Source organism: Pseudomonas sp. MD195_PC81_125 (assembly GCF_014060985.1).
Lineage (GTDB): Bacteria > Pseudomonadota > Gammaproteobacteria > Pseudomonadales > Pseudomonadaceae > Aquipseudomonas > Aquipseudomonas parakoreensis.
Genome location: NZ_JABULD010000533.1, coordinates 1 through 15914, shown reverse-complemented (window position 1 = coordinate 15914; position 15914 = coordinate 1). Strand labels below are relative to the sequence as shown.

General features: G+C 61.7%; 10 protein-coding genes and 3 pseudogenes. 1 reads left to right on the top strand and 12 read right to left on the bottom strand.

Annotated elements, in window-relative coordinates:
- Nucleotides 1–100: 100 nt before the first annotated feature.
- The 4 genes and pseudogenes from HT737_RS21215 to secA all read right to left on the bottom strand — a co-directional run bounded on the left by HT737_RS21215 (nucleotide 101) and on the right by secA (nucleotide 5930).
- A pseudogene (locus tag HT737_RS21215) lies at nucleotides 101–1046 on the bottom strand (Nudix family hydrolase).
- Nucleotides 1043–1675, bottom strand: a complete 633-nt coding sequence (locus HT737_RS21210) for a glutathione S-transferase family protein (protein WP_182403943.1) — start codon at nucleotides 1673–1675, stop codon at nucleotides 1043–1045. The pseudogene HT737_RS21215 and the gene HT737_RS21210 overlap by 4 nt, the downstream one beginning before the upstream one ends.
- Nucleotides 1676–1855: 180 nt before the next feature.
- On the bottom strand, nucleotides 1856–3073 hold the full coding sequence (gene argJ, locus HT737_RS21205) for a bifunctional glutamate N-acetyltransferase/amino-acid acetyltransferase ArgJ (RefSeq protein ID WP_047296069.1): 1218 nt from the start codon (nucleotides 3071–3073) through the stop codon (nucleotides 1856–1858).
- Between the two features lie 122 nt (nucleotides 3074–3195).
- Nucleotides 3196–5930: pseudogene (gene secA, locus HT737_RS21200) on the bottom strand (preprotein translocase subunit SecA).
- A gap of 306 nt (nucleotides 5931–6236) precedes the next feature.
- Here secA and HT737_RS21195 point away from each other — a divergent pair.
- Nucleotides 6237–6692 (top strand): DUF721 domain-containing protein, encoded by a 456-nt coding sequence (locus tag HT737_RS21195; protein ID WP_047296070.1) that lies wholly within the window; start codon nucleotides 6237–6239, stop codon nucleotides 6690–6692.
- Nucleotides 6693–6761: 69 nt separating this feature from the next.
- Here HT737_RS21195 and HT737_RS21190 read toward each other — a convergent pair whose 3' ends face one another.
- From HT737_RS21190 to HT737_RS21155, 8 genes and pseudogenes are all read right to left on the bottom strand, one after another.
- Nucleotides 6762–7475, bottom strand: coding sequence for a TetR/AcrR family transcriptional regulator (locus HT737_RS21190; RefSeq protein WP_007964212.1), 714 nt, complete (start codon nucleotides 7473–7475; stop codon nucleotides 6762–6764).
- A 105-nt stretch (nucleotides 7476–7580) separates the two neighbouring features.
- Nucleotides 7581–9082 (bottom strand): annotated as a pseudogene (gene lysS, locus HT737_RS21185) (lysine--tRNA ligase).
- A gap of 112 nt (nucleotides 9083–9194) precedes the next feature.
- A protein-coding gene (gene prfB, locus HT737_RS21180; RefSeq protein ID WP_096795805.1) for a peptide chain release factor 2 occupies nucleotides 9195–10290 on the bottom strand; the annotation gives its coding sequence in 2 pieces (ribosomal slippage) (nucleotides 9195–10217 and nucleotides 10219–10290; 1095 coding nt in all).
- A 206-nt stretch (nucleotides 10291–10496) separates the two neighbouring features.
- Nucleotides 10497–11498, bottom strand: a complete 1002-nt coding sequence (locus HT737_RS21175; protein WP_047292797.1) for a PleD family two-component system response regulator — start codon at nucleotides 11496–11498, stop codon at nucleotides 10497–10499.
- A 48-nt stretch (nucleotides 11499–11546) separates the two neighbouring features.
- Nucleotides 11547–12557: a chemotaxis response regulator protein-glutamate methylesterase gene (locus HT737_RS21170; RefSeq protein ID WP_131671897.1), complete on the bottom strand. Its 1011-nt coding sequence runs from the start codon at nucleotides 12555–12557 to the stop codon at nucleotides 11547–11549.
- Entirely contained in the window at nucleotides 12554–14851 is a 2298-nt protein-coding gene (locus tag HT737_RS21165; protein ID WP_182403942.1) for a hybrid sensor histidine kinase/response regulator, read from the bottom strand. The genes HT737_RS21170 and HT737_RS21165 overlap by 4 nt, the downstream gene beginning before the upstream one ends.
- The gene (locus HT737_RS21160; RefSeq protein WP_047292794.1) at nucleotides 14848–15543 is read right to left on the bottom strand and encodes a chemotaxis protein CheW; all 696 of its coding nucleotides are present in this window, start codon (nucleotides 15541–15543) and stop codon (nucleotides 14848–14850) included. Before HT737_RS21160 ends, HT737_RS21165 begins: the two co-directional genes overlap by 4 nt.
- Nucleotides 15540–15914, bottom strand: a 375-nt coding sequence (locus HT737_RS21155; protein ID WP_374011190.1) for a tetratricopeptide repeat protein, incomplete at its 5' end; no start/stop codon positions are given. The genes HT737_RS21160 and HT737_RS21155, both read right to left, overlap by 4 nt.

Here is a 15914-nt window from a genome sequence, read left to right as displayed (position 1 = left end):
AGCTCCCACAAGGTTTTGTGTCGTTCTCCGCATTTGCGGTGCATCCAATACCTGTGGGAGCTGGCTTGCCAGCGATGAGGCCAGTGGCCTCAGCACATAATCAAGCTTGCGGCCAGAATGCGCGAATCCCCGCTACACCTTGAGCGCCAACACCCCAAGCCTTCTCGCGCTCCGCCGGGCCAACGCCGCCGAGCAAGAACACCGGCTTGCTGAAACCCTCGATCAACGTCAACGCTTGCTCCCAACCCAACGGCTGCGCATCCGGATGGGTCAGGGTCGGCTGTACCGGCGACAGGGTGACGAAGTCCACGCCCATCTGTTCGGCCAGCGCCAGCTCTTCAGCGTTATGGCACGAAGCCGCGAGCCAGCGCTCCGCCGGCAACGGGCGCCCCCGCTTCGGCGTATTTGCGCAGTTGCGCGGCGGTGATGTGCCAGCCGGCGGCCGGGAAATCGCCAAGCCACTCGAACGGCCCCTTGATCATCAACTGCGCCTTGCCAGCACACAGGCCGACCGCATCCACCGCCAGGTCTCGATATTTGGGGTCATAGCCGTTCGGTGCACGCAGTTGAATCAGTTTGATCCCGCCGGCAATTGCCTTCTGAATGCCGCGCAGCAGGGCCGGGGCTTCCAGATCTTCCGGGGTGATCAAGTATTCGCCGGGCAAACGCGCAGCAGCGACAATCGGCTGGTTGGCGGCCGGGAACTCGTAGTTCAGCAGATCCTTGGCGCTGACCCAGGCCAGTGGCTGACCTTCGGCACCGTGCGGTTCGCCGCTGAACTGCGACACTTCCCAGACATCCAGCAACACCTGCTTGTCGGGGTAATCATGGCGGACCTTGATCAGCGGACGAGCAGCGCCGACAACAATGCCCAGCTCTTCGTGCAGCTCGCGCGCCAGGGCGCTTTCGACGGATTCATCAGCCTCGACCTTGCCACCGGGAAACTCCCACAGACCTCCCTGATGCTGGGTATCGGCACGACGGGCGATGAGGATTTTGCCACTGTCGTCACGAATGACGGCAGCGGCGACGTGTACGCGTTTCACGGATTCAACTCCTCCAGTCCAGCCATTTGCCACGCCTTGAAGGCGGGCCATTGGTAGACGGTTTCAACATAGGCTTGATCAACCGCCGGTAACGGCACCTGGTAAGTTCGCAGACGCACGGCGATCGGCGCGAAGAACGCGTCAGCCAGGCTCACTCGGCCAAACAGATACGGCCCGGGCTCCGTGGCGGCGGCGCGGCATTCAGCCCACAACGCGAGCATGCGTTCGATATCGACCTTCACCTCCGGCGGTACCGGGTTGAGCGGAGCATCGTGGCTCAGGTTGAACGGCATGTGATTGCGCATGGCGAAAAAGCCACTGTGCATCTGCGCACACGCAGAGCGGGCCTGCGCGCGAGCGAATAGATCGCTCGGCCAGAGCTGTTCGGCCGGGAACTGCTCGGCCAGGTATTCGGCAATCGCCAGAGAGTCGGCGATGGTGCCGCGAGAGGTTTGCAGCAACGGCACCTTGGCGGTCGGCGAATGCTTGAGCAGCCGCTCGCGGGTGTCGGGCCTGCCGAGCTTGATCAGTTCTTCGCTGTAAGGGGCGCCGGTCAGTTCCAGCGCCAGGGCGGCGCGCAAGGACCAGGAGGACAGCAGTTTGTCGCCGATGATCAGGTGCAGGGACATGGTGTGGCGCCTTTTCGTCAGTGGAAAGCTTCAAGACTTGTGGTGAACGGTCCGACGCTTTCGCGGGCAAGCCCGCTCCCACAGTAGTTTCGGTCGTGCACAAATCTCGTGTACACCACAGAACCCTGTGGGAGCGGGCTTGCCCGCGAAGAGGCCGGCAGCCCACCCTCACCCTTTGGATCAGGTGCGGTATTCGGCGTTGATCTTCACATACTCATGCGACAGGTCGGTGGTCCAGATGGTTTCGCTGCAATCGCCGCGACCCAGCTCGATACGGATGGTGATCTCTTCCTGCTGCATCACCGCCGAACCCTGCGCTTCAGTGTAGGTCTCGGCACGGGCGCCACGGCTGGCAATGCACACGTCGCCGAGGAACACGTCGATCTTGCTCACATCCAGGTTCGGCACGCCGGCACGGCCGACAGCGGCCAGAATACGGCCCCAGTTCGGGTCGGAAGCGAACAGCGCGGTCTTGATCAGCGGCGAGTGGGCCACGGTGTAACCGACGTCCAGGCATTCCTGATGATTGCCGCCACCGTTGACTTCAACGGTGACGAACTTGGTCGCGCCTTCGCCGTCACGCACGATGGCCTGGGCCACGTCCATGCACACTTCGAACACCGCCTGTTTCAGCTTGGCGAACAGCTCGCCTTCGGCGCGGGTGATTTCCGGCAGGGCAGCCTTGCCGGTGGCAATCAGCATGCAGCAGTCGTTGGTCGAGGTGTCGCCGTCGATGGTGATGCGGTTGAACGACTTGTTTGCACCGTCCAGCATCAGGTTGTGCAGCACGTCGCGGGAGACTTTGGCGTCGGTGGCGATGTAGCCGAGCATGGTCGCCATGTTCGGGCGAATCATGCCGGCGCCTTTGCTGATGCCGGTAACGGTGATGGTCACGCCGTCATGCTGGAACTGGCGACTGGCGCCCTTGGGCAGGGTATCGGTGGTCATGATGCCGGTGGCGGCCGCTTCCCAGTTGTTTTCCGACAGATCATCCAGCGCCGCTTGCAGCGCGCCTTCGATCTTCTCGACCGGCAGCGGCTCACCGATCACACCGGTGGAATACGGCAGGATCTGGCTGGCATCGACACCGGTCAGCTCGGCCAGTTTGGCGGTGGTGCGCTCGGCAGCCGCCAGACCCGGCTCACCGGTACCGGCGTTGGCGTTACCGGTGTTGGTCAGCAGGTAACGCACGGCGTTCTGCACACGTTTTTTCGCCAGGATTACCGGCGCGGCGCAAAAGGCATTCAACGTGAACACGCCGGCCACGGTCGAACCTTCGGCACAGCGCATCACTACCACATCCTTGCGCCCGGGGCGCTTGATGCCGGCCGAGGCGATACCGAGTTCAAAACCGGCAACCGGGTGCAACGTTGGCAAAGGACCAAGACCAACAGCCATGAATGCGCTCCTTACTCAATGATGTCAGCACCGCTCACAGGGATGGCGGTGGTGTAAATGGCAAAACGCCGCGACGGCAGGAGCCGGTCGCGGCGCGGGTATTTCAGCGATTGAAACGGGGTTTACTGGATCTGCCCGTGGCAATGCTTGAATTTCTTGCCCGAACCGCAGTAGCACAGTTCGTTGCGGCCCAGCTTCTGCTCGTTGCGCACCGGCGCGGTGGCAAGGGCTACATCGACCTCTTCACCCAACACTTCCGGCTGCTCCAGACCCGGGGCCTCGGCGTGTTCGAACTGCATGCGCGCGGCCAGTGCTTCGGCTTCCTCACGCAGGCGTTGCTCTTCGGCTTCCGGATCTTCGCGGCGTACCTGAACGTGCGACAGCACACGGATCGAGTCGCGCTTGATCGAATCCAGCAGCTCGGAGAACAGCGTGAACGACTCGCGCTTGTATTCCTGCTTCGGGTTCTTCTGGGCGTAGCCACGCAGGTGGATGCCGTGACGCAGGTGATCCATGGTCGACAGGTGGTCTTTCCACAGATCGTCCAGCACGCGCAGAACGATTTGTTTCTCGAACGAGCGCAGTGCTTCGGCACCGGCCTGATCTTCTTTCTCGTTGTACGCCGCCATCAGCTCGACCACCAGCTTCTCGCGCAGGGTCTCTTCGTACAGGTGATCGTCTTCGTCGAGCCATTGCTGGATCGGCAATTTCACCCCGAAGTCGCTGGCAATCGACGCTTCCAGACCGGCCACGTCCCACTGCTCTGGCAGCGATTGCGGCGGAATGTGCGCGCTGACGGTGGCGTTGAGCACGTCCTGACGGAAATCGGCGATGGTTTCACCGATGTTGTCGGCGGCCAGCAACGTGTTACGCATGTGATAGATCACTTTACGCTGTTCGTTGTTGACGTCGTCGAACTCGAGCAGTTGCTTGCGGATGTCGAAGTTGCGGCCTTCAACCTTGCGCTGCGCCTTCTCGATCGCGTTGGTCACCATGCGGTGTTCGATCGCTTCGCCCGGCTGCATGCCCAGGGCTTTCATGAAGTTCTTCACCCGGTCAGAGGCGAAGATGCGCATCAGGCTGTCTTCCAGCGACAGGTAGAAGCGGCTGGAACCGGCATCGCCCTGACGGCCAGCACGGCCACGCAGCTGGTTGTCGATACGACGGGATTCGTGACGCTCGGAGGCGATCACCTGCAGACCGCCGGACTCCAGCACTTGCTGGTGACGCTTCTGCCAGTCGGCCTTGATCTGGGCGATCTGCTCGGGGCTCGGGTTTTCCAGCGCCGCGACTTCCACTTCCCAGTTGCCGCCCAGCAGGATGTCGGTACCACGACCGGCCATGTTGGTGGCGATGGTCAGGGCGCCCGGACGACCGGCTTGCGCAATGATCTCGGCTTCTTTTTCGTGGAACTTGGCGTTCAGTACCTTGTGTTCGATACCTTCCTTGTTGAGCAGGCTGGACACGTGCTCGGAGGTTTCGATGGTCGCGGTACCCACCAGGATCGGACGGCCCTGGGCCATGCCTTCCTTGATGTCGTTGATGATCGCCGCGTATTTCTCTTCGGCGGTCAGGAACACCAGGTCGTTGTAGTCTTTACGCGCCAACGGCTTGTTCGGCGGAATGACCATGACCTGCAGGCCGTAGATCTGGTGGAATTCGAACGCTTCGGTGTCAGCGGTACCGGTCATGCCGGACAGCTTGGTGTACAGACGGAAGTAGTTCTGGAACGTGGTCGAGGCCAGGGTCTGGCTCTCGGCCTGGATGTTCAGACCTTCCTTGGCTTCGATGGCCTGGTGCAGGCCTTCGGACAGACGACGACCCGGCATGGTACGACCGGTGTGTTCGTCGACCAGTACGACCTGACCGTCCTGCACAATGTATTCGACGTTGCGGTGGAACAGTTTGTGCGCACGCAGACCCGAATAAACGTGGGTCAGCAGGCCCAGGTTATGCGCCGAGTACAGGCTCTCGCCTTCGGCCAGCAGGCCGACGCCGGTGAGCATTTCTTCGATGTACTGGTGACCGGCTTCGTTGAGTTCGACCTGACGGGTCTTCTCGTCGATGGTGTAGTGGCCGGCCTTGGTGACCTGGCCTTCGACTTCTTCGACGTGCAGTTCCAGCTGCGGGATCAGTTTGTTGATCTCCATGTACAGCTTGGAACTGTCCTCGGCCTGACCGGAAATGATCAGCGGGGTACGGGCTTCGTCGATGAGGATGGAGTCGACTTCGTCGATCACGGCAAAATTGAGTTCGCGCTGGAATTTCTCTTCCATGCTGAACGCCATGTTGTCGCGCAGGTAGTCGAAACCGAATTCGTTGTTGGTGCCGTAGGTGATGTCGGCAGCGTAGGCGGCGCGCTTCTCTTCCGGCGGCTGGAACGGCGTCACGACGCCGACGGTCAGGCCGAGGAATTCATACAGCGGACGCATCCAGTTGGCGTCGCGGCGGGCCAGGTAGTCGTTCACGGTCACAACATGCACGCCCTTGCCGGACAGCGCGTTGAGGTAAACGCCCAGGGTGGCCACGAGGGTTTTACCCTCGCCGGTACGCATCTCGCAATCATGCCTTCATGCAAGGTCATGCCGCCGATCAACTGGACGTCGAAGTGGCGCATGCCCATGACGCGCTTGCCGGCTTCACGGGCGACCGCGAAGGCTTCAGGCAACAGCTTGTCGAGGGATTCCCCTTTGGCGATACGGGCCTTGAACTCGTTGGTCTTGGCACGCAATTGATCGTCCGAAAGGGCCACCATTTGCTCTTCGAAGGCATTGACGAGCTGCACCGTCTTGAGCATGCGTTTGACTTCACGCTCGTTCTTGCTTCCAAAAAGTTTCTTTAACAAAGGCGCAAACATATCGGCAGGATCTTCCACACTAAAGGGATGGAGGGCGGCCCCGTGAGTCGCCCGTGCAGCCCTCATGGCCGCATGCGAACGAGCATTCTACCCGGAAACGGTGGTGAGGAAAGTGGCGATATTCCACGATGCTGGCACTGCGCATTGACGGGGCTCACTTAAAATAAGGGCGTTTTGCTCAACTTCAACCCATCAAGGCAAGAAGTTAGTTGTTGATTTAATGGGTAAAGCAGGGACAAAAGCAATGGGCGAGTGGTTCCGTCGCTTTCTGCTACCATGCGCGTCTGTTACTTCAGGTGTTCGATCATGGCATTTCGCCCCCTTACAGCCAGAGCGCCCGCCGTTCTGCTACGCGAAGCCAAGCCGCTCAAAGCCATTCTCGGCCATGCCCAACGCCTCGCTCATCTGCAACGCCTGCTTGAAAGCCAGCTGCAACCGGCCGCCCGCACACATTGCCATGTGGCCAAGTGGCGTGAAGGTCAATTGACGCTGGTGGTGACCGACGGGCACTGGGCGACGCGCCTGCGTTACCAGCAAAAACGCCTGCAACGCCAACTGCAGCTGTTCGAAGAATTCGCCAACCTGACGCGCATCCTGTTCCGCGTGCAACCGCCGCTGGTCCAGCATCGGCCAGGCGGACACTCAATGGATCTGTCCACAGATGCGGCGCAGACCATTCAGTCGACGGCCGACGGGATCAGCGATCCTGGCCTGCGTGCAGCGCTTGAGCGTCTGGCGGCGCACGCCAAAGACAAGACCTGAAGCAAAAGCAAAAGATCGCAGCCTGCGGCAGCTCCTACATTGGGATCGGTGTCAGACGGACAACAGGGCTTACACCGAGGCCAGGACCAGATGCATGTACCGCGTCAGAATCCCGAGCATGTCCTGTTCGGCCAAAGGCTCGGCGTCGTTGAGCAGGCCCTGATATTCCATCCGTCCGATAATCGCCGTCAACACTTTGGCATCCTGTTGCGGTTCACGCGAGCCCAGGACCTGGAACAACTGGCAGGTGCCCTGCAGCAGGATCTGCTGGTGGGAGCGCACCAGATCCGCCAGGCGCGGGTTGAGCAGTGCTTCCTGGCGGAACGCCTGCTCGGCCATCAGGTGCTCGCGACGGTTGACCAGTTGCCGGTGCACATAGTCGGCCATCAGCCGCGCGATGTCGTCGGCCAGTTGCGAGCGCGACTCGGGGCTGCCGTCGCCACTGACGACCATCTCGCGCAGCAGGCCTTCGTTGTTGATCCACAGCTTGGCCATGTAGGCCGCGCTGCGTTCGACGTATTGGGCGAAGGTATCGGTGAGCAGGTCATCGATGTCCTTGAAGTAATAGGTGGTGGCCGACAGCGGCACACCGGCCTCGGCCGCCACGGCCCGGTGGCGCACGGCGCGCACGCCGTCGCGCACGACAATGCGCATCGCCGCGTCGAGAATGTCCTGTCGACGCTGCTCACTGCCCTGTCGGCTGGCCTTGCGGCCCTGGTACTGAACACTTTCAGCGACCGCAGTGGCGATACCCGCTGCACCTTCTTGAGCGATTGCAACCATCACGACTGGACTTCCTCTGCTATTGCAAAATTAACCAATTGATACATTTGTACCAGACAGGCAATAAAAAGCCGCCTGTTTTAGGCGGCTTTTTAACTGAAACGTTTACGCTTGCGGTCGCATGTGCGGGAACAGGATCACATCGCGGATCGATGGCGAGTTGGTCAGCAACATCACCAGACGGTCGATGCCGATACCTTCACCAGCCGTTGGCGGCATGCCGTACTCCAGCGCGCGCACGAAGTCGGCGTCGTAATGCATGGCTTCGTCGTCGCCGGCGTCCTTGTCGGCCACCTGCGCCATGAAGCGCTCGGCCTGGTCTTCCGCGTCGTTCAACTCGGAGTAGGCGTTGGCGATTTCACGGCCGCCGATGAACAGCTCGAAACGGTCGGTAACGTTCGGGTTCTCGTCGTTACGACGAGCCAGCGGCGACACTTCGAACGGGTACTGAGTGATGAAGTGCGGCTGCTCCAGCTTGTGCTCGACCAGTTCTTCGAAAATCATCACCTGCAATTTGCCCAGACCTTCGAAGCCCAGCACCTTGGCGCCGGCCTTCTTGGCGATCGCGCGCGCCTTGTCGATGTCGTTCAGGTCATCGGCAGTCAGCTCAGGGTTGTACTTGAGGATCGAGTCGAACACCGACAGACGGGCAAACGGCTCACCGAAGTGGAACACCTTGTCGCCGTACGGCACGTCGGTGCTGCCCAGCACCAGTTGCGCCAATTCACGGAACAGCTCTTCGGTCAGGTCCATGTTGTCTTCGTAGTCGGCGTAAGCTGGTAGAACTCCAACATGGTGAATTCAGGGTTGTGACGCGTCGAAACACCTTCGTTACGGAAGTTGCGGTTGATCTCGAACACTTTCTCGAAACCGCCAACCACCAGACGCTTGAGGTACAGCTCAGGCGCAATACGCAGGAACATTTCCATGTCCAGCGCGTTGTGGTGGGTTTCGAACGGCTTGGCCGCTGCGCCGCCAGGAATGGTCTGCAGCATCGGCGTTTCGACTTCGAGGAAGTCGCGCTTCATCAGGAAGCTGCGGATGTGCGCGATCACTTGCGAACGCACGCGGAAGGTCTGGCGTACTTCTTCGTTGACGATCAGGTCAACGTAACGCTGACGGTAGCGCTGCTCGGTGTCGGTCAGGCCGTGGTGCTTGTCCGGCAGCGGGCGCAGCGACTTGGTCAGCAGGCGCACGTTGGTCATTTCGACGTACAGGTCGCCCTTGCCGGAACGCGCCAGGGTGCCTTCGGCGGCAATGATGTCGCCCATGTCCCAGGTCTTGACGGCGGCCAGGGTGTCTTCGGACAGGGTCTTGCGGTTGACGTAGACCTGGATGCGCCCGGTCATGTCCTGGATCACCATGAACGAGCCACGGTTAAGCATGATGCGACCGGCAACCTTGACCGGGATTGCAGCCTCGGCCAGCTCTTCCTTGGTCTTGTCCGCGTATTTCTTCTGCAGATCTTCGCAGTAGTTTTCGCGGCGGAAGTCGTTCGGGAAGGCGTTGCCCTTGGCGCGCTCGGCAGCCAGCTTTTCCTTGCGCAGGGCGATCAGGGAGTTTTCTTCCTGTTGCAGGGCTTGCGGGTCGAGTTGTTGGTCGCTCATGTCTTCAGATATTCCATCAGGTTCGTTGCCCCCGGGCCTGGCGGCCCGGGAATCGCCAGCAGGGCTGGCTCCTACAGGGATCGCGTTGCATCAGCGATCCTGTGTGCGTCTGTTACAGCCCCGATTTCAGGCTGGCTTCCAGGTATTCGTCGATATCGCCGTCGAGTACCTTGTCGCAGTCGCTGCGTTCGATGTTGGTGCGCAAGTCCTTGATCCGCGACGCGTCGAGCACGTACGAACGGATCTGGTGACCCCAGCCGATGTCCGACTTGGTGTCTTCCAGCGCCTGGGAAGCGGCGTTGCGCTTCTGCATTTCCTGCTCGTACAACTTGGCCCGCAGCATTTTCATCGCGGTGTCCTTGTTGGCGTGCTGGGAACGTTCGTTCTGGCAGCTGACCACGGTGTTGGTCGGTACGTGGGTGATACGTACGGCCGAGTCGGTGGTGTTTACGTGCTGACCACCGGCACCGGATGAACGATAGGTGTCAATCCGCAGGTCTGCCGGGTTGATTTCGATTTCGACCTTGTCGTCGATCTCTGGCGAGACGAAAACCGCAGAAAACGAAGTGTGGCGACGGTTGCCGGAGTCGAACGGGCTCTTGCGCACCAGACGGTGCACGCCGATCTCGGTGCGCAGCCAGCCAAAGGCGTATTCGCCCTTGATGTGCACGGTCGCACCTTTGATACCGGCGACTTCACCGGCCGACAGCTCCATGATGGTCGCGTCGAAACCGCGTTTGTCCGCCCAGCGCAGGTACATGCGCAGGAGGATGTTGGCCCAGTCCTGGGCCTCGGTGCCGCCGGAACCGGCCTGGATGTCCAGGTAGGCGTTGTTCGGGTCCATCTCGTGGCTGAACATGCGGCGGAATTCAAGCTTGGCCAGTGACTCTTCAAGCCCTTGAAGCAGTTCAACGACGTCGTTTACCGCGCCTTCGTCGTTTTCTTCAACGGCCATGTCGAGCAGCTCGCGGGAATCGGCCAGACCGCTGGACAGCTCATCCAGGGTGTCGACGATCTGCGCCAGCGATGCTCGCTCGCGGCCCAGTTCCTGGGCGTATTCAGGTTTGTTCCAGACTGCAGGATCTTCAAGCTCGCGATTGACTTCGATCAGACGCTCATGCTTTTGATCGTAGTCAAAGATACCCCCGAATAGTTTCGGAGCGCTCGGACAGGTCCTTGATGGTGTTCAGGATCGGGTTGATTTCCATGACGGGCAGCACTCGTTGGCGAACTTTTGAAAGCCGGCGAGTATAACGTAATCACGCGGTCACGGCAGCCCGTCTGGCGGCTGTCGGGGTGAATCACTTGACACATTGCCCTGTAGGAGCTGCCGCAGGCTGCGATCTTTTGATTTTTGCATTTTTAAAGATCAAAAAGATCGCAGCCTGCGGCAGCTCCTACAGCAATTGATGGGTTACTCGATACCTACCTGGTTACGGCCATTGTTTTTCGCCTGATACAACCCACGATCCGCCGCCGAAATCAGCAACCGGCAGTCGCTGCCCGCCTGCGGCACCATGGTCGCCAGGCCGATGCTGATGGTCAGGCTCGCCCCTTCGCTCGGGGTATTGTGCGGAATCTTCAGCGCCGCCACGGTCTGGCGCAGCTTCTCTGCCACCAGCCGGGCACCGCCCGGCGAGGTATTCGGCAGTACCAGCGCAAACTCTTCACCGCCGTAGCGTGCCGGCAGATCCGACGGTCGCGCGCTGGCGTCGCGGATCGCCGTGGCGACCTTGCGCAGCGCCTCATCGCCTTCGACATGGCCAAAGCTGTCGTTGTAGGACTTGAAGTAATCGACGTCGATCATCAGCAACGACAACTGGCTCTGATCGCGCAACGAGCGGCGCCACTCCAGCTCCAGGTACTCGTCGAAGTGCCGGCGGTTGGACAGCCCGGTCAGGCCGTCGGAGTTCATCAGCCGTTGCAGCACCAGGTTGGTGTCGAGCAACTGCTGCTGGCTGACGCGCAACGCACGGTACGCCGCATCCCGCTGCAGCAGGGTCATGTAGGAGCGCGAGTGATAGCGAATGCGCGCCACCAGCTCGATGGTGTCCGGCAGCTTCACCAGATAATCGTTGGCCCCGGCGGAGAACGCCGCGCTCTTGATCAGCGGATCTTCCTTGGTCGACAGCACAATGATCGGGATGTCCTTGGTCGCCGGGTGATTGCGGTATTCGCGCACCAGGCTCAGGCCGTCGAGGCCGGGCATCACCAGGTCCTGCAAAATCACCGTCGGCTTGATCCGGACCGCCTGGGCGATGGCCTGGTGCGGATCGGAACAGAAGTGGAAGTCGATGTTCTCTTCATTCGACAGCCCACGGCGCACGGCTTCGCCGATCATCGCCTGATCGTCCACCAACAACACCATGGCGGCGTTTTCGTCGGTTTTAATGTCGTCGATCTGTAAATCATTCATGGGCGGTCACCTGAGTACTGCGGGGGCCAGGATTGCGGAAAACGCTGTTCATTTGGGGAAAACCTCCAGCAATCGTGGCGCTATCTTTTCCAGTGGACGGATTTCGACGGCTGCATCGATGGCCGCTGCGGCCTTGGGCATGCCGTACACCGCACTGCTTTGCTGATCCTGCGCGATGGTCAGGTATCCCTGCTGGCGCATGAGCTTAAGCCCTTGCGCCCCGTCGCGTCCCATTCCGGTCAATAAAACCCCGATGGCATCACCGTTCCAATAGTTGGCGACACTTTCGAAGAAGACGTCGATCGAGGGTCGGTAGATCTCGTTGACCGGCTCGGCGGTGTAGGCCAGCGTGCCGTTTTTCAATAAGCGAATATGGTGATTGGTGCCAGCCAGCAGCACCGCGCCGGCCTGTGGCGGCTCGCCTTCGCGGGCCAAGCGGACGTCCAGGCCACTGGCGCTGGCCAGCCATTCGGCCATGCCCGCCGCAAACACCTGATCGACGTGCTGCACCAGCACAATGGCCGCCGAAAAATTGCGTGGCAGGCCCTTGAGCAATACTTCCAGCGCGGCCGGCCCGCCGGCAGACGAGCCGATCGCCACCAGCCGCTTGCACGACGCCGAACTGCGGTGCGGTGTCGCCACCGGACGCGAGCGCGGGGTTTTCTCGCCGATCAGCCAGCCGATATTGAGGATCTTGCGCAGCAACGGCGCCGCCGCTTCCTGCGCGTTACCGGCCCCCAGAGCCGGGGTATCGACCACATCCAGCGCACCGTGGCCCATGGCCTCGAAGACCCGGTGCACGTTCTGCTGGCGGTCAACCGTAACGATGACGATCGCGCACGGGGTTTCAGCCATGATCCGTCGCGTGGCCTCGACGCCGTCCATGACCGGCATGATCAGATCCATCAGGATCAGATCCGGGGTGTTTTCGGCGCACAGACGCACGGCCTCGGCGCCGTTGCCGGCCACCCAGACCACTTGATGCGCCGGTTCGAAGGCCAGCGCACGGCGCAAAGCCTCCACCGCCAGTGGCATGTCGTTGACGATTGCGATTTTCATGCCCGCGCTCCTCCAATGAGCTCAACCACTGCATCGAGCAGGGCGTCGTCATGAAAACTGGCCTTGGCTAAATAATAGTCGGCGCCCGCATCCAGTCCACGACGGCGGTCCTCTTCACGGTCCTTGTACGAGACCACCATCACTGGTAGCGATTGCAGACGGGTATCGCGGCGCAGCAACGTAACCAGCTCGATGCCGTCCATGCGCGGCATGTCGATGTCGGTGATCAGCAAATCGAAGTCCTCCGAACGCAAGGCGTTCCAGCCGTCCATGCCATCCACCGCGACCGCCACGTCGTAGCCGCGATTGAGTAGCAGCTTGCGCTGCAACTCGCGCACCGTGAGCGAATCGTCGACCACAAGAATCCGTTTGCGCGCCACTTCCGCGGCCTGGTTGCCATGCCGCGCAATACGCTCCAGGCGCCCGGTATTGAGCAGTTTGTCCACCGAGCGCAGCATGTCCTCGACATCGACGATCAGCACCACCGAGCCATCGTCAAGCAGCGCCCCGGCGGAGATGTCCTGCACTTTGCCCAGACGTTCATCCAGCGGCAGCACCACCAGAGTGCGCTCGCCGACAAAACGTTCGACCGCCACGCCATAGACCGCATCGCGCTCGCGGATCACCACAACCTTGAGGGTTTCGCCGCTGCTCTGACTGGCCGGACGATTCAGCAACTGGCTGGCGGCGACCAACCCGACATGTCGGCCTTCGTGCCAGAAATGCTGGCGACCTTCGATCTGCACGATGTCCTGTGGCTCCAGATCGCACATGCGCTCGATGTGCGCCAGCGGAAACGCATAGGCTTCCTCGCCGACCTCCACCACCAGACTGCGCACCACGGACAGCGTCAGCGGCACTTCCAGATGAAAGCGGCTGCCCTCGCCCGCCGTCTGCTCCAGCACCACTGCGCCGCGCAGCTGCCGGACCATGTGCTGCACCGCGTCGAGGCCGACGCCACGCCCCGACACTTCGGTGACCGTGTCGCGCAGGCTGAAGCCCGGCAGAAACAGGAACGTCAGCAACTCTTCCTCGCTCAATTGTGCGGCGGTTTCGGCCGGTGACAATTGGCGTTCGACGATACTGCGGCGGACCTTTTCCAGGTCGACACCATTGCCGTCGTCACTCAGTTCGAGCACCAGCAAACCGGCCTGATGCGAAGCACGCAGGCGGATCAGGCCCTCTTCGGACTTGCCCTTGAGCAGGCGTTGTTCCGGGGTTTCGATGCCGTGGTCGACCGCGTTGCGCAGCAGATGAGTCAGCGGCGCTTCGAGTTTTTCCAGTACGTCGCGGTCGACCTGCGTCTTCTCGCCTTCGATTTCCAGCCGCACCTGTTTGCCAAGACTGCGCCCCAGATCCCGCACCATGCGCACTTGCCCGGTGAGCACATCGGCGAACGGACGCATGCGGCAGGCCAGCGCGGTGTCGTAGAGCACTTGTGCGCGCTGGCTGGCCTGCCAGGCGAATTCGTCGAGCTCGGCGTTCTTTTCCGCGAGCAATTGCTGAGACTCGGCCAGCAAGCGCCGCGCCTCTTCAAGGGCTTCCTGGGCTTCGAGGCTCAACGCGTGTTCCTTGAGGTGTACGTTGAGGCTTTCCAGCGCCCGCAGACCATTGTTCTGCATGCGCCTGAGGCGCTGCATGGTCGCCAGATGCGGCTTGAGGCGCTGGGTTTCGACCAGCGATTTACTCGACAGGTCGAGCAGGCTGTTCAGGCGTTCGGCGGTGACCCGCAGCACGCGCTCGCCGCCCTCGGTGGTGCGCTTGTTCTTGCGCGGTGCCGGGTCGGAGGTTTCCAGCGGTGCATCAACCGCCGGCGTGGGCGCTGGCGGTGGCGTTTCAATCGGCGCAGACGGTGCCTGCATCTGCAATTCGGCCATGGGTGGCGACGCCACGGCGGGCGGTGTCGAAGGGTCGAGCAGGCGGCCCATCAACGCCACATACGCCTCAATGTCCGGCGCTTGCGGGGCATTCGCCGGCGTAGCGACGCGCATCAACAGATCGGTGCCCTGCAACAACGCATCGATGTGTTCGGGGCGCAGCAACAGCCGTTTTTCCTGAGCGCTGACCAGACAATCTTCCATCACGTGGGCAACGCTGACGCCGTTGTCGATGCCGACGATCCGCGCCGCGCCCTTGAGCGAGTGCGCCGCACGCATGCACGATTCCAGATAGTCAGCCTGGGTCGGATTACGCTCCAGCGCCAGCAGCCCGCTGCTCAGCACCTGGGTCTGGGCCTCGGCTTCGAGGCTGAACAGTTCCAGCAGCGAGGCGTCGCGCATTTGCTCGGGGGTCATGTGAGGCTCCGGGTCACGGCGGACAGCAACTGTTCTTCATCCAGCCAACGCAAACTGCGCCCGCGGAATTGCAGGACACCACGGGTGTATTTGGCGCTGGCCGTGCTGTTGTGCTCACCGCCGGCACGCGACGCGGCGTCGAGAATGCGTTCGTCGATGGCGTGGATGCCGTCGACCTCATCCACTGGCACCACCACCGGCCCGCCGTGGGCGGCGATGATCAACATGCGCGGCATGATCCGTGCGCCCGTGGCCGGTGCGGCGTTGCCATCCAGATCGAGCAACTCGACCAGCGACAGGCACGCCACCAGCGCGCCGCGCACGTTCGCCACACCGAGCAAGGCCCGCGAGCGTTGGTGTGGCAACGAGTGGATCGCCTGCAGCGGAGCGACTTCCACCAGACTGCGAGTGGCCAGCCCCAGCCACTCTTCGCCGAGGCGGAACATCAGCAGCGAACGGGTTTTCACATCGCTTTCGACCGCCACGGCGACCGGGTCGCGCTCATCCTGCTGCAACGCATAGCGGTCGAGCAGACGCGTGGCGGCAGCGGAATACACCGCGCAGTTTCGGCAGTGAATGTGCTCGGCCAGCAACGGGCAGGACTTGTCGCCGTGAATGCCGATGCGGTTCCAGCAGTCATCGATGGCCCGCGCGTCTTCGTGGGTGACGTTCAAGGTGTCGGACGGGATCATCGTTTACGCTCACTGTCGGCGGTACGACCGCTGCGCGCGGCGCGTTCCTGCAATCGTCTGGCACCGGCGCTGTCTCCCTGGGCCTGCAGCAAAGCGGCCAGGTGCATCAGCGCTTCGGGATGCTGCGGCTCAAGGTACAAGGCCTTGCGGTAATGACTCTGGGCTTCGAGCGCGGCGCCGGCCACGTCGCTGAGCAGGCCGAGCCAGTAGTACACCTGCGCCACCGGTTCGTGACTGCGCAGGTACTGCTCGCACGCCGCACGGGCCTCGGCGCTTTTGCCTTCGTTGGCCAGCGCGGCGATGTTGGCGAGCAAGGTCGCCGCGTCCGGGTTGGCGCTTTTTGCTGTTGACGGGCAACGATGCAACGCTGG

What these genes read in the sequence shown, in the direction of transcription:
- HT737_RS21175 (WP_047292797.1), bottom strand. Translation starts at nt 11,498, where the DNA reads ATGAATGATTTACAGATCGACGACATTAAAACCGACGAAAACGCCGCC.
- argJ (WP_047296069.1), bottom strand. Translation starts at nt 3,073, where the DNA reads ATGGCTGTTGGTCTTGGTCCTTTGCCAACGTTGCACCCGGTTGCCGGT.
- HT737_RS21160 (WP_047292794.1), bottom strand. Translation starts at nt 15,543, where the DNA reads ATGATCCCGTCCGACACCTTGAACGTCACCCACGAAGACGCGCGGGCC.
- HT737_RS21190 (WP_007964212.1), bottom strand. Translation starts at nt 7,475, where the DNA reads ATGGTTGCAATCGCTCAAGAAGGTGCAGCGGGTATCGCCACTGCGGTC.
- HT737_RS21195 (WP_047296070.1), top strand. Translation starts at nt 6,237, where the DNA reads ATGGCATTTCGCCCCCTTACAGCCAGAGCGCCCGCCGTTCTGCTACGC.
- HT737_RS21210 (WP_182403943.1), bottom strand. Translation starts at nt 1,675, where the DNA reads ATGTCCCTGCACCTGATCATCGGCGACAAACTGCTGTCCTCCTGGTCC.
- HT737_RS21165 (WP_182403942.1), bottom strand. Translation starts at nt 14,851, where the DNA reads ATGACCCCCGAGCAAATGCGCGACGCCTCGCTGCTGGAACTGTTCAGC.
- HT737_RS21170 (WP_131671897.1), bottom strand. Translation starts at nt 12,557, where the DNA reads ATGAAAATCGCAATCGTCAACGACATGCCACTGGCGGTGGAGGCTTTG.